Source organism: Planococcus sp. A6 (assembly GCF_028823615.1).
Lineage (GTDB): Bacteria > Bacillota > Bacilli > Bacillales_A > Planococcaceae > Planococcus.
The window spans coordinates 1-12,831 of sequence record NZ_JAPEHT010000094.1 but is presented as its reverse complement, the minus strand read 5'-3'; the positions used below and the strand labels follow the sequence as shown (position 1 = coordinate 12,831).

Sequence of the window (12,831 nt, the reverse complement as noted above, 5' to 3'; positions counted from 1 at the left end):
ACGGTCGTGCTGCACAAGCGGATCGTCACGCTATTAGAAGGCATAAAAAAAGAAGCCGCAGTAAAATACCACGGCTTCAACGATAATTATTTTGTTTTCGGCGGGATGCAGCCATACCACTATTCGCACTACCACAAGAAATTCTCGGAGGTTTACCCAGAGATACGGATTCACGATGTGCGGCATAGCTTTGCTACCCACTTAATTAATAACGGTGCTGATATCTATCTTGTAAAAGAGATGATGCGCCACTCCAATATCCAGGAGACCGTGAATACTTACGGCCACATGTTTACGGAGAGAAAGCATGAAATATTGAGCGTGTTCGACTGAAACAGTATCATTTTGGTATCAAAGCCAAAATAAAAGCTGTAAAAGGTTGGCACGCTCCCTTTTTATTTAACCGATTGAACCTTCCATCTCGAACTTGATGAGACGGTTCATTTCGACTGCATACTCCATCGGCAATTCTTTAGTGAATGGCTCGATGAAGCCCATGACGATCATTTCTGTCGCTTCCTGTTCAGAAACGCCACGGCTCATCAGATAGAACAATTGCTCTTCAGAGACTTTCGATACTTTCGCTTCGTGTTCAAGCGAAACGTTATCGTTCATGATCTCGTTGTAAGGAATTGTATCGGATGTCGACTGGTTGTCCATGATCAACGTATCGCATTCGATGTTCGAACGTGCGCCGTCCGCTTTGCGGCCGAAGTGCACGATTCCGCGGTAAGAAACTTTCCCGCCTTGTTTCGAAATCGATTTGGAAACGATCGATGAAGATGTATTCGGCGCCAAGTGGATCATTTTCGCGCCTGCATCCTGGTGCTGGCCTTTGCCGGCGATTGCAATCGACAATGTCATGCCGCGTGCGCCTTCACCTTTAAGGAAAACTGCAGGATATTTCATCGTCAATTTCGAACCGATGTTGCCATCGATCCATTCCATCGTGCCGTTCGCGTCAACGAAAGCACGTTTCGTTACCAGGTTGTAGACGTTGTTCGCCCAGTTTTGGATCGTTGTATAGCGGCAATAAGCATCTTTTTTCACGATGATTTCAACAACTGCAGAGTGCAGTGAGTTCGTCGTATAAACAGGAGCTGTACAGCCTTCTACGTAATGGACGCTTGCGCCTTCGTCGACGATGATCATCGTACGTTCGAATTGGCCCATGTTTTCCGAGTTGATGCGGAAATAGGCTTGCAGCGGCGATTCCACTTTGATGCCTGGCGGTACGTAGATGAACGAGCCACCCGACCAAACAGCCGTGTTCAATGCAGAGAATTTATTGTCTGCTGCTGGAATGACTGTCTGGAAGTTTTCTCTGAAGAGGTCTTCATTTTCACGAAGTGCTGCATCTGTATCTTTAAAGATGATGCCCATCTCTTCCAAATCTTCTTTCATGTTGTGGTAAACAACTTCGGATTCGTACTGTGCAGAGACACCTGCAAGGTACTTCTGTTCAGCTTCAGGAATGCCCAGTTTATCAAACGTACGCTTGATTTCTTCAGGAACTTCATCCCATGAAGTCTGGCTCGCTTCAGAAGGTTTGACATAATAGGTGATTTCATCAAAATCCAGCGAGTTCAAATCTCCGCCCCATTGCGGCATTGGCATGGAATAGAATAGTTTCAACGCTTTCAAGCGTGATTCGAGCATCCATTCCGGTTCTTCCTTAATCTTCGAAATTTCTCTGACAATGTCTTCCGTCAGACCGCGTTTGGATCTGAAGATGGAGACGTCCTTGTCATGGAACCCATATTTATAATCTCCGATTTCCGGCATTTTTTTCGCCATCGTCGTTCCTCCGTTCTCTGTTACGATTTTTCTTCGTCGTGCACACCTTTTTCCATGGCTTTCCACGCTAAGGTCGCGCATTTGATACGCGCCGGGAATTTAGATACACCTTGCAATGCTTCAATATCCCCAAGGTCCACTGAATCGTCGTACTCTTTGCCAAGCATCATGTCCGAAAAGATTCCGGACAGCTTCAATGCTGTATCTACATCTTTGCCTTTGACGGCTTGCGTCATCATGGAAGCAGATGCCATGGAAATCGAGCAGCCTTCCCCGTCGAATTTGGCGTCTTTGACGATGCCATCTTCTACTTGCAGCGTCAATTGGATCCTGTCGCCGCAAGTCGGGTTGTTCATTTCGATATTGACACTGTCCTGTTCAAGCGCGCCCTTGTTGCGGGGCGTCTTGTAATGGTCCATGATCACTTGTCGATATAATTGATCTAAATTATTAAAAGACATCGCTAAAATACTCCTTTGCAGAACGCAAACCTTCCACTAGGCGATCGATATCCGATTCGTCATTATAAAGATAGAAGCTTGCGCGTGCTGTCGCTGTCACGTCAAGCCATTTCATCAATGGCTGTGCGCAGTGATGACCTGCGCGGACAGCGATGCCGCTCATATCGAGCACAGTCGCTACATCGTGGGGATGGACTTCTTTCAAATTGAAAGTGACGATCCCTGCACGTTTTGCCGGGTCTTTCGGACCGTAAATCTCAAGCCCTTCAATAGCCGACATCTTGTCCATCGCGATGGCTGCCATATGGTGTTCATGTTTTTCGATTTCATCCAATCCGATTTCCTGCAGGAAGTCGATGGCCGCAGCCAGTCCGACTGCCCCGGCAATGATCGGAGTGCCGCCTTCGAATTTCCAAGGCAACTCTTTCCAGGTCGAATCGTATAATCCGACAAAGTCGATCATCTCGCCGCCGAATTCGACAGGCTCCATGGCTTCGAGCAAATGCTTCTTGCCATACAAGACGCCGATGCCGGTCGGGCCGACCATTTTGTGGCCGGAAAATGCGAAGAAGTCGCAATCCAAGTCCTGGACATCGATTTTCAAGTGAGGCGCAGCTTGTGCACCGTCCACCATCATGACAGCGCCATGTTCGTGGGCGATTTTCGCCACTTCCTTCACCGGATTCATTGTGCCGAGCACATTGGAGACGTAGACCATCGACACAATTTTTGTCCGGTCGGTAATGGCTGCACGGACATTTTCAAGCGAGATGGTACCGTCTTCTTCAAGCTCGATGTATTTCAAGACAGCGCCGCGTTCTTTTGCCAGCTGCTGCCATGGAATGATATTCGAGTGATGCTCCATATACGTGATGACGATTTCGTCGCCTTCTTCCACATTGGCACGGCCATAGCTTTGTGCGACTAAGTTAATCGCAGTCGTCGTGCCGCGGAGAAAGACGATTTCCTGCGTCGAACTGGCATTGATGAATTGTTGCACTTTCTCGCGGGCGCCTTCGAGCGTGTGGACGCCGCGGTGGACATTGGAATTATCAGACTCGTAATATTCTTTCAGCGCTTCGATGACTGGTGTCGGCTTCTGGGAAGTCGCCGCGCTGTCCAAGTAGACGAGCGGATGTCCATTGATTTCCTGGTTGAGTATCGGAAAATAGCTCTTGATCTCTGGATTCATTAGCGGACTTTCCTTTCGATAACCTCCGTCAATTGCTTTTTAACGCCTTCGATTGGCAACACGTTTACAACCGGTGCCAGGAAGCCGTGAATAACAAGACGTTCAGCTTCTTGTTTTGTAATGCCTCGGCTCATCAAATAATACAATTGAAGCGGATCGACGCGTCCGACTGATGCCGCATGTCCTGCCGTTACATCATCTTCGTCGATCAAGAGAATCGGGTTCGCATCGCCGCGTGCTTTCGGGCTTAACATCAGGACACGTGATTCCTGTTCTGCGTTAGCTTTCGTTGCGCCGTGTTCGATTTTGCCGATGCCGTTGAAGATCGCAGACGCGGAGTCTTTCATGACGCCGTGCTTCAAGATCTGGCCGTCGGAGTTTTTGCCCCAATGGATGACTTGCGTCGTGAAGTTCTGCTTTTGAGTGCCTCTTCCAACCACTACTGTTTTCGTATCGCCGACTGAATTGTCGCCGATTAGGAATGTCGTGTTATCGGAAATGGTGTCGCTGTCGTTCATCATGCCGAGCGCCCATTCGATGCGTGCATCGCGCTGTGCTACTCCGCGGCGGTTCACATAAGTCGTGAATCCTTCAGCGAGTACGTCCACTGCGCCGTAAGTGACAGACGCATTGTCTTCTGCAAATACTTCTGAAACGATATTCGCTTGGCCTTTTGCTTTCGGCACTGTGGAAATATAGTTCTCGACGTAAGTTACTTCACTGCCTTTGTCTGCGACAATCAATGCGTGATTGAATAGGGAAGCTTCCTCATTGTCGTGTACGAAGATCGCTTGTACCGGATTCTTTATCGCTAGATTCTTCGGCACGTATAGGAACATCCCGCCATTTAGAAGCGCTGCATGAAGAGCCGTCAATTTATGTTCTTCCGCTTTGACTGCTTCTGTCATGAAATACTTCGCAACCAAGTCACCGTGCTCACGGATTGCAGTTTGGATATCTGTCAAAATGACGCCTTGTTGCTGCAAATTTTTATCCAAGGAAATATAAGCCGGCGTATTATTGTGCTGGATGTATAGATTTTTTTGATCCGTATCAACAATGGACTTTACCTGCTCCGGCAACTCATCCAATGACGCATAAGTTGAGCTTTCCACAGTATGGACCGGGAAGTCCGTGAAGTTCCAATTGATGATTTTCGTTTTATCGGGTTTTGGGAGCGGCAACGCTTCGGCAGCAGCCAAAGCCTGTACACGCAAGTTCGTAAATTCTTCTGGTTCTGAGTGCGAAGCCGAGAAGGAGCGTACATCCTGCTCGGTCATCGTTAATTTTGTTTCAACCGTCACGTTAGTCTCTCCTTCCAATTATGCTTCTTGTCCAACAGTCTCGTCTTCGATGCCGAGTTCTGCCTTGATCCAGTCATAGCCTTCCGCTTCCAATTTATGCGCTAGTTCAGGTCCGCCGGATTTCACGACGCGGCCTTGCATCATAACATGGACATGGTCTGGCGTGATGTAGTTCAACAGGCGCTGATAGTGAGTGATGATCAAGCAGCCGAAGTTCTCGCCCTTCATTTGGTTGATGCCGTCAGATACGACTTTCAATGCATCGATATCGAGACCGGAGTCAATTTCATCGAGTACAGCGAATGTCGGTTTGATCATCATCATTTGAAGGATTTCGTTGCGTTTCTTCTCGCCGCCGGAGAATCCTTCGTTCAAGTAGCGCTGTGCCATATCTTGGTCCATTGCAAGAGTTTCCATTTTGCTGTCGAGTTCACGGATGAATTTCATCAATGAAACTTCGTTGCCTTCTTCGCGGCGTGCGTTCATGGCAGAACGCATGAAGTCAGCATTTGTGACGCCAGAAATTTCGCTCGGGTACTGCATAGCCAGGAAGAGTCCTGCGCGTGCGCGCTCGTCGACTTCCATCGCCAATACGTCTTCTCCGTCCAATTCGATCGTGCCTTGTGTTACTTCATATTTAGGATGCCCCATGATAGCGGACGCCAAGGTAGATTTCCCTGTACCGTTCGGCCCCATGATGGCATGGATTTCGCTCGTGTTAATTGTGATGTTTACACCTTTTAAAATCTGTTTTCCTTCGATTTCAACGTGTAGATCTTTAATGACCAAAGTTGACATGTAAATACCTCCATAATGTTATTGAAGAATGCCTCGCACTCTTAATTAGTATCATTCTAATCTTAACTTATATCGACTTCAGTAGCAAATGTTAAAATCGGCCGCAAGTCTTAGCCAAAAACCATTTTGAAATCCGTATTTCCTAATGTCTCCAAGCAAATTCCAGCTGACTTCGCGGATTTCCTGCATTTTCAATAAAGTTAGGCTAAATGAGAATTCATTTCAATAAACTTTGCATAAGGCGCTAGATTCTGCATCCTTAGGCATAGAAAAACCGGACAGAGAAATCACTCTGTCCGGCAGCTTCATTTGAATGTTTGAATGTATGTGGATCGTGTATCTATTGCTATTCGCGGTGCGCTTGGCGCTCGATTTGTGCCGCAACCGACTGGCCTTGGCGATAATCCTGCTCCCGGCGCTGTTCAACTTCAAGGATTTTTTGCGGGTCATTTTGGTATTCGTTCAGTCCGTACCCGTGTACGTCTCTGAATGCCTGTTCCATTTTTTCCGTCTTTTCAATACCTTGAGAATCGATAATAAACCATCCCTTTCGAGTTTTCGTATTTTACTTTTACAAGTATACCCGACTCGACAAAGATTAAACAAGTTAAATAATCTAATTTATCAGAAAATAGACCCATCGTCATAGTTATTGGGAATATATAGAAAAAACTGCCCGTTATACGGACAGTTTCCATAAATTATTGGCTCACTTCGTTGTAAAGGTTTGATGAAATCAAGCCGTTTTCTTCTAACACTTGGTTGAAAACAGCGTCAGCTTCGGCAAATTTGTCGGCAGCCGCTTGGAAGTCTGGTGCATCTGTTCCCAGTTCTTCTATTTTCATCTCGTAAGATGCAGCGATTGAAGCCAACGCCCCATCGATTTCTTCTTGATGATCGCTTAGCGATTCTGGCACTTCGATTGATTCCACCGCTTGCATCGCTTGTTCAGCAGAAGTTGCAGCCGCTTCTTTCATCTCGGTAAGTTCTTCACCAGTTGGCAGTGCATCTTCAGCTTGGGCGATTTCGAAGTCATTCAGTTGTGTATCTTCTTTATTTATTTCCTTTGAAACAGTCAAATAGAATTGCATCAATTGGCTTTTGATGCTTTCTTTACCGGATTCCATCGTGGCAGACCCAGAAGTCGTTTCAGCTGTTTCAGTGGATTGTTCGGTTCCGCATGCCGCGAGCAATAAGGCAGCAGATAGGCCGAGGATTGTCATCTTTTTCATGTTCGTGCCTCCTGAATTTCATATCCAGCATATGATAGCACAGACCGTTTTATCCGTATAGAGAGCAGAGAAAAGCCGGAATTCATTGAATTTCGGCATAATTCATGCTTTTTGGGATGGTGTGAAACGATCGACGATATTCGCTAGCGCACCGTCTCCTGTTACATTGGTGGCCGTTCCGAAACTGTCTTGTGCCATATACAATGCAATCATCAACGCAACCATCGTCTCGTCAAAGCCAAGCATCGCTTCAAGCAAACCGATAGCTGCCATGACCGCGCCTCCCGGGACGCCAGGAGCTGCGATCATCGTGACGCCGAGCATGAGGATGAACGGGAAGAAGTTGCCGAATGACGGCGACTGGCCTGTCAGTAAGATGACCCCGATCGCACAAGTGACAAGCGTTATCGTACTGCCAGACAAATGAATTGTCGCAAACAATGGGATGGTGAAGTCTGCTACCCGTTCTTTCACGCCGGTTTTCCGCGCTTGGCGCAAAGTTACCGGAATTGTCGCGGCAGAAGACTGTGTGCCAAGTGCCGTAAAGTATGCCGGCAACATCGTCCGGATCAAACCGAACGGGTTTTTCTTTCTTAATATGCCCGCTGTTGTATATTGTCCCGTTAACATTATCCAGTGCATTGCAATGATGAGGATAAAAACAACCGCAAAGAGAGAAAGAATTTCAACCACTGCGCCTCCGTATGCCATATTCGCAAAAATACCGAAGATGTGGAAAGGCAATAGCGGGATTATGATGACTGAAATAACTTTTTCAATAATCTCCTGGAATTCTTCGAAAAACGACGCCATCGTCTTGCTCCCTGTAGAAGCCATTCCGATTCCCAGCAGGAATGCCAAGATCAAGGCGCTCATAACCCCGAACAATTGAGGAATTTCCAAAGCAATGAAACTTGAAGCAAGGGCATTTTCAGGATCATCCAAATTGCTCAGCGATCCGCCTTCCATCAAATTCGGCAAAATCGACGATGCCGCGATGAAGGCTAACACCCCTGCAACTATAGTGGATAAATAAGCGATCGCTGTCGCCAGCCCCAATAATTTCCCAGAACCTTTCCCAAGCTTCGCAATCCCTGGTGCGATAAAGCCAAGAATAATTAATGGCACGATAAAGTTCAAGAACCCGCCAAAAATCCCTGTGAACGTAGCAAATACACGAACGAGCGCTTCTGGAGCAACCGAGCCGATGAGCACGCCAAGCACGATGGCCAGCACAATCCGCGGCAGTAAACCGAATTGAATTTTCATGATCTTGTCCTCCCTGTGTAAACAGATGTTTATTGTTTATTATGTGAAATTACCACAGTTTTCGAAAAGCTAATAGCTTTTTACTAAAACACGTAATATTTTTATTATTCCGAAAAAGTGATAGAAAATTTTTCCTACTTGCATTTGTTCTGGCCATCACTGCCTTTCTTGTGAAACGGACCCATTATGCGCAAAAAAAAAAAAGAGAGGAGCCTATTCTTTTTAGAATAGGCTGGCTAAAGATTTTATTGTTCGACTGGCACGATTGATCCGTTCCACTCTTCCAAGATGAAGTCTTGGATTTCCTGTGATGTCAGTACTTCAACCAAGGCTTGGATATCTTCGTTGTTTTCATCTCCCGCTTGTACGGCAATGATGTTAGCGTACGGCGAATCTGAACTTTCAAGAGCGATAGCATCTTCCATTGGGCTCAAGCCAGCATCGATTGCATAGTTTGAGTTAATCAATACAGCATCGCCTTCACCTGCTTCATACATTTGCACAAGCAAAGCCGCTTCATATTCTGTATCAAACTGCAAGTTCTTCTCGTTTTCTACGATATCGCTAGTTTCAGCTGTCGTCTTATCGATGCCTTCTTCCAACGTGATCAAGCCTTCCGCTTCGAGCATAGCCAGGATGCGGCCGTGGTCAGCAACTGAATTGCTCATGAGGATCGTCGCATCTTGTGGCAACTCTTCAAGTGATGAGTAGTCTTGCGAGTAGACGCCGATCGGTTCGATGTGAATGCCGCCAGCACTTACGAAATCATAGCCATGATCAGCAATTTGCGATTCCAAGTAAGGCGTGTGTTGGAAATAGTTCGCGTCCAAGTCGCCTGATTCCAAGTCTTGGTTTGGTAAGATGTAGTCTTGGTATGTCTCAATTTCCAACTCAATGCCCTGTTCTTCCAAAATCGGTTTTGCCTGTTCGAGAATTTCAGCGTGAGGGACGTTAGAAGCGCCGACCGTCAGTGTGCTTGTTTCTCCTTCTGATGCGCCGCTGCCGCTTTCTTCTTCTGCGCCACAAGCGGATAATGCCAATACTGCTGCAAATGAACCGAATACTAGTTTTTTCATTACAAATTTCCCCTTTTCTTCTATTAAATGTAGTTTTGTATATCATGGACTAAAAAGACCCGTTTTATTCAGTGATTCTGAAATAATGCGAAATTTAACGTTTGTCCGCTTTTCCAGTCAAGAAATCTCCGATGAACTGAACGACAAAAACGATAATGAGGATAGCGATGGTCGCCATTAGTGTCACATCTTCGCGGCTTCTTTGGAAACCATCGAGGAATGCCAATGTCCCAAGACCGCCAGCCCCGATGATGCCTGCCATCGCAGTATAACCGACTAAGGCAATGGCGGTAACCGTGATGCCCGAGATCAATGCCGGCTTGGATTCAGGAAGCAGGACCTTGCGGATGATGGTCCAAGTCGTAGCGCCCATCGACCGCGCTGCTTCGATAACGCCTTTATCGATTTCTTTCAATGCGATGAGTACCATGCGGGCGTAAAAAGGAGCTGCCCCGATGATCAATGCAGGAAGTGCTGCGTTCGGCCCGCGAATGCTGCCGATCAAGAATTTTGTAAACGGGATGAGCAAGATAATCAAAATAATGAATGGAATCGAACGGAAAATATTGACGAAAGCGCCTGTCAGCCAGTTGACGATTTTATTTGCCCATAATTGGTTCGGTGCTGTAAGGAATAAGACGATTCCCAGGACCAATCCAATAACAAATGTGAAAAATGTGGACATTGCCGTCATATAAATGGTTTCGAGTGTTGCTTCCCACATATCCGCCCAATCAACGTTCGGGAATAAAGTTTCAAGCATCGCCCATCACCTCCGTCTGTACATCGTGTGCACCGAGGAACGCTAAAGCTTTGCTTATTTCTTCGGCGGGTCCCTTCAGTTGAAGGATGAGCGTGCCGTATGCCCCGCGCTGAGTATGGGAGATATTGCCGTGGACGATATTGACTTCCACCGTATATTCCCGGATCAGCTGTGTCAGGATCGGCTGTTCCGCTTGGTCCCCCACGAATATCAATTTGACCAATTGTCCTTCCGGATATTGTTCACGCAAATGGCGGACGGTTTCTGCCGAATCTTCCGTCTCGGTCACTTGGGCAACAAATCGCTTGGTGATCGTTTCCTTCGGATGCTGGAAGACATGAAGCACTTCGCCCAGTTCGACGACGCGCCCGCCTTCCATCACTGCCACGCGGTGACAGATTTTCCGGATGACGTGCATTTCGTGCGTGATCAAGACAATCGTCAAGCCGAGGCGCTTATTGATGTCGACCAATAATTCCAATATCGCATCAGTTGTTTGCGGATCAAGTGCCGATGTCGCTTCGTCGCACAGAAGCACTTCCGGGTCATTGGCCAGCGCACGGGCGATGCCGACACGCTGCTTCTGTCCACCGGAAAGCTGGGCAGGATATGCGCTTTCACGACCTTCCAGGCCAACCAGTTCGATTAACTCTGCTGAACGCTTGCGCCGCTCCTCTTTCCCCACACCCGCGATCTCGAGCGGGAATTCAATATTCTCGCGCACAGTCCGCGACCACAGCAAATTGAAATGCTGGAAAATCATGCTGACTTTTTGGCGGGCTTTGCGAAGTTTCGGCCCTGAAATCGCTGTGATGTTTTGGCCATTGATCTCAACGGAACCTTCGCTCGGTTTTTCCAGGCCATTCAGCAGGCGGATCAACGTACTTTTCCCCGCTCCGCTATAACCGATAATGCCAAAAATCTCGCCGGCCGGCACAGTTAAGTCGACATGGTCGACAGCCGTCAAACGCGCTTTGCCAGTATCGAAAACTTTAGTCAATCCTTTTAACTCAATCATGGTTGGGCACTCTCCTAAATCTTTTGCTAATAAAAAAGCCTTCCTGCTCAGATAAGCAGAAAGGCACATGTGTAAACACAATAAACCGTTCTCTCATCTTTCAAAGTTTTCACTTTGAGTGACTTGGCACCATTTCATTTTCATGACGGTTGCCGGGCTTCATCGGGCACTTCCCTCCACCTCTCTGTATAAGAGCTACGCTATTAAGTTAATTTCAGAAATTAAATTTATCATGGCTGGCTGTATTCGTCAACCGTTTTCAATTTCTCATATAGATACGGCACCGACTGGAAAGCGTAGACCTTGTCTGTCACTTGGCCATTCTGTGAAATCAGCAGGCACGGCACGCTTTCCACTTCATAAAGCTCCGCCACTTCCTGTACATAATTCAAATTAGCTTTGCCCATTGGAAGGTCTGGCAATAATTCCGCCACCACGCCGAGCATCTTGCTTGCGACTTGGCACGTACCGCACATCGGCGTATACAGATAATAAGCTGAAACAGGCTGTGTGTTTTTTTCCTTCAGCCATTCTTTATGTGTCCATTCATTCATGCTAGTCATTCCCTGCTACTGGATTTAAGACCCGTACATCTGCTGCGATGAGCACATCGATCAGCTTCCGCAGCGGCGTCGTCGCCACCTCTTTATAGCTTCGGTCGATATGGAAATGGCGGGCTTCCGGAAATTCGCGCTTGATGAGCTTGCGCAGTTTATCGCCGGAAGCATCCGCATCGACGAGGATGATGATGTCCTGCCCTTCAAAAGGCAACAGCATTTCTTCGAGTCTTGTAGCACTTACTGTACCATTTGTGCAAAGAATCGTCACGGGTTCTGCAATCAATGGCGCTATCCGGGTTTTGTCGCTGATCCCTTCAACCACTATCACTTTCTCCATAAGTAATCCCCCCAGAAAACCATATATGAAAAAAAGCGCCATAAAGAGGCGCTTTCAGAACTTACTCGTTTGTCATTTCTTTATATTCGTCAGCTGACATCAATGCATTGACCTCATCTTCGGAAGGGGCTTCCACAACGACCATCCACGCTTTTTCATAAGGGGATTCGTTGACGAATTCCGGGCTGTCTTCAAGCTCAGAATTGACTTCGACGATTTTGCCGCTGATCGGCGCATACAATTCCGATACCGTTTTGACGGACTCGACGCTGCCGAATGGCTCGTCTTTTTTCAGCTCGTCGCCGACTTGCGGAAGCTCGACAAATACGATGTCTCCAAGTTCATCTTGCGCGAAATGAGTGATGCCGATACGTGCTTTGCCGTCTTCGACTTTGACCCATTCGTGTTCTTTTGAATAGCGAAGCTCTTGTGGTGTGCTCATCCAAACCCCTCCAAATATGTAATTGACTCAATTTTAGTTTGCCACAACCAGGGATGAAAAACAAGATGACAAACTTGTCAGCTCCATGTATTTGCGTATGCATCTTCCTTGAAACCGAGTGTCGCCTGAGAGCCGTCCCATGCGAGCGGGCGTTTGATGAGCATGCCGTCTGATGCCAGCAATTTGTATTGTTCATCTGTTGACATTTCCGGCAGCTTTTCCTTCAGTTCAAGTTCACGGTATTTCTTGCCGCTCGTATTGAAAAACTTCTTCAGCTCGATGCCGCTTGCTTCGTGGATTTCTTTCAATTGCGCTGCGGATGGCGGGTTTTGCGAGATATCGATATAGTCGAACTCCGCGCCATTCGCTTCAAGCCATTTCTTGCCTTTTTGGCAAGTCGAGCATTTCGGGTAAGCGTAATACTGGATCATCAAATCTCCTCCTGTCTTATAAATCAAGCATATCAAAATGCCACAGGGCAGTCGACTCGCGAGAGGTTGGTATTTATCCGAATAAATAACGGAAAGAAGTCGTATTTTCCGAAGCTTACCGCTCGCTTTCCGTGGGCTCGCGTCCAAGCCT

General features: G+C 47.2%; 16 protein-coding genes and 1 riboswitch. Of the genes, 1 reads left to right on the top strand and 15 read right to left on the bottom strand.

All coding sequences use genetic code 11. The features are described from left to right. Positions 1-333, top strand: a 333-nt coding sequence (locus tag ON064_RS13315; RefSeq protein ID WP_274625140.1) for a tyrosine-type recombinase/integrase, incomplete at its 5' end; no start/stop codon positions are given. A 66-nt stretch (positions 334-399) separates the two neighbouring features. On the opposite strand, the gene sufB is transcribed toward ON064_RS13315, so the two are convergent. The 15 genes from sufB to ON064_RS13240 form a co-directional block, all read right to left on the bottom strand. Further along, complete coding sequence (gene sufB, locus ON064_RS13310) at positions 400-1,797, bottom strand: Fe-S cluster assembly protein SufB (RefSeq protein ID WP_101190002.1); 1,398 nt, start codon at positions 1,795-1,797, stop codon at positions 400-402. 20 nt (positions 1,798-1,817) lie between these two features. Beyond that, positions 1,818-2,258: a Fe-S cluster assembly sulfur transfer protein SufU gene (gene sufU / locus ON064_RS13305; protein ID WP_121301082.1), complete on the bottom strand. Its 441-nt coding sequence runs from the start codon at positions 2,256-2,258 to the stop codon at positions 1,818-1,820. Then, a complete protein-coding gene (locus ON064_RS13300; protein ID WP_274625139.1) occupies positions 2,248-3,450 on the bottom strand; it encodes a cysteine desulfurase in 1,203 nt (400 codons plus the stop codon). The genes sufU and ON064_RS13300 overlap by 11 nt, the downstream gene beginning before the upstream one ends. Beyond that, on the bottom strand, positions 3,450-4,754 hold the full coding sequence (gene sufD / locus ON064_RS13295; protein WP_274625138.1) for a Fe-S cluster assembly protein SufD: 1,305 nt from the start codon (positions 4,752-4,754) through the stop codon (positions 3,450-3,452). The genes ON064_RS13300 and sufD overlap by 1 nt, the downstream gene beginning before the upstream one ends. 18 nt (positions 4,755-4,772) lie before the next feature. After that, complete coding sequence (gene sufC, locus ON064_RS13290; RefSeq protein ID WP_058381212.1) at positions 4,773-5,552, bottom strand: Fe-S cluster assembly ATPase SufC; 780 nt, start codon at positions 5,550-5,552, stop codon at positions 4,773-4,775. A 346-nt stretch (positions 5,553-5,898) separates the two neighbouring features. Beyond that, a complete protein-coding gene (locus tag ON064_RS13285; protein ID WP_167399234.1) occupies positions 5,899-6,054 on the bottom strand; it encodes a YuzK family famiily protein in 156 nt (51 codons plus the stop codon). 199 nt (positions 6,055-6,253) lie between these two features. Continuing rightward, positions 6,254-6,784: a hypothetical protein gene (locus ON064_RS13280; protein ID WP_274625137.1), complete on the bottom strand. Its 531-nt coding sequence runs from the start codon at positions 6,782-6,784 to the stop codon at positions 6,254-6,256. Between the two features lie 102 nt (positions 6,785-6,886). After that, a complete protein-coding gene (locus tag ON064_RS13275) occupies positions 6,887-8,053 on the bottom strand; it encodes a dicarboxylate/amino acid:cation symporter (RefSeq protein WP_274625136.1) in 1,167 nt (388 codons plus the stop codon). Between the two features lie 245 nt (positions 8,054-8,298). Further along, complete coding sequence (locus tag ON064_RS13270) at positions 8,299-9,129, bottom strand: MetQ/NlpA family ABC transporter substrate-binding protein (RefSeq protein WP_274625135.1); 831 nt, start codon at positions 9,127-9,129, stop codon at positions 8,299-8,301. Positions 9,130-9,223: 94 nt separating this feature from the next. Beyond that, the gene (locus ON064_RS13265) at positions 9,224-9,892 is read right to left on the bottom strand and encodes a methionine ABC transporter permease (protein WP_121301078.1); all 669 of its coding nucleotides are present in this window, start codon (positions 9,890-9,892) and stop codon (positions 9,224-9,226) included. Then, positions 9,885-10,910 (bottom strand): methionine ABC transporter ATP-binding protein, encoded by a 1,026-nt coding sequence (locus tag ON064_RS13260; RefSeq protein ID WP_274625134.1) that lies wholly within the window; start codon positions 10,908-10,910, stop codon positions 9,885-9,887. The genes ON064_RS13265 and ON064_RS13260 overlap by 8 nt, the downstream gene beginning before the upstream one ends. A 90-nt stretch (positions 10,911-11,000) precedes the next feature. Continuing rightward, positions 11,001-11,105, bottom strand: a riboswitch (SAM riboswitch). Between the two features lie 35 nt (positions 11,106-11,140). After that, positions 11,141-11,464, bottom strand: a complete 324-nt coding sequence (locus tag ON064_RS13255; RefSeq protein WP_058381218.1) for a thioredoxin family protein — start codon at positions 11,462-11,464, stop codon at positions 11,141-11,143. A 1-nt stretch (position 11,465) separates the two neighbouring features. Further along, positions 11,466-11,807 carry a ribonuclease M5 gene (locus ON064_RS13250; protein WP_058381219.1) on the bottom strand — a complete coding sequence of 114 codons (342 nt, stop codon included), beginning with the start codon at positions 11,805-11,807 and terminating at the stop codon, positions 11,466-11,468. Positions 11,808-11,868: 61 nt separating this feature from the next. Beyond that, positions 11,869-12,249 (bottom strand): glycine cleavage system protein GcvH, encoded by a 381-nt coding sequence (gcvH, locus tag ON064_RS13245; protein ID WP_058381220.1) that lies wholly within the window; start codon positions 12,247-12,249, stop codon positions 11,869-11,871. A 77-nt stretch (positions 12,250-12,326) separates the two neighbouring features. Then, entirely contained in the window at positions 12,327-12,683 is a 357-nt protein-coding gene (locus ON064_RS13240; RefSeq protein ID WP_274625133.1) for an arsenate reductase family protein, read from the bottom strand. Positions 12,684-12,831: the final 148 nt, after the last annotated feature.

Excerpts from the sequence above, each read along its gene's own strand:
- sufB (WP_101190002.1), bottom strand. The coding sequence starts at position 1,797 with ATGGCGAAAAAAATGCCGGAAATCGGAGATTATAAATATGGGTTCCAT.
- sufU (WP_121301082.1), bottom strand. The coding sequence starts at position 2,258 with ATGTCTTTTAATAATTTAGATCAATTATATCGACAAGTGATCATGGAC.
- ON064_RS13300 (WP_274625139.1), bottom strand. The coding sequence starts at position 3,450 with ATGAATCCAGAGATCAAGAGCTATTTTCCGATACTCAACCAGGAAATC.
- sufC (WP_058381212.1), bottom strand. The coding sequence starts at position 5,552 with ATGTCAACTTTGGTCATTAAAGATCTACACGTTGAAATCGAAGGAAAA.
- ON064_RS13285 (WP_167399234.1), bottom strand. The coding sequence starts at position 6,054 with ATGGAACAGGCATTCAGAGACGTACACGGGTACGGACTGAACGAATAC.
- ON064_RS13280 (WP_274625137.1), bottom strand. The coding sequence starts at position 6,784 with ATGAAAAAGATGACAATCCTCGGCCTATCTGCTGCCTTATTGCTCGCG.
- ON064_RS13275 (WP_274625136.1), bottom strand. The coding sequence starts at position 8,053 with ATGAAAATTCAATTCGGTTTACTGCCGCGGATTGTGCTGGCCATCGTG.
- ON064_RS13270 (WP_274625135.1), bottom strand. The coding sequence starts at position 9,129 with ATGAAAAAACTAGTATTCGGTTCATTTGCAGCAGTATTGGCATTATCC.
- ON064_RS13265 (WP_121301078.1), bottom strand. The coding sequence starts at position 9,892 with ATGCTTGAAACTTTATTCCCGAACGTTGATTGGGCGGATATGTGGGAA.
- ON064_RS13260 (WP_274625134.1), bottom strand. The coding sequence starts at position 10,910 with ATGATTGAGTTAAAAGGATTGACTAAAGTTTTCGATACTGGCAAAGCG.
- ON064_RS13255 (WP_058381218.1), bottom strand. The coding sequence starts at position 11,464 with ATGAATGAATGGACACATAAAGAATGGCTGAAGGAAAAAAACACACAG.
- ON064_RS13250 (WP_058381219.1), bottom strand. The coding sequence starts at position 11,807 with ATGGAGAAAGTGATAGTGGTTGAAGGGATCAGCGACAAAACCCGGATA.
- gcvH (WP_058381220.1), bottom strand. The coding sequence starts at position 12,249 with ATGAGCACACCACAAGAGCTTCGCTATTCAAAAGAACACGAATGGGTC.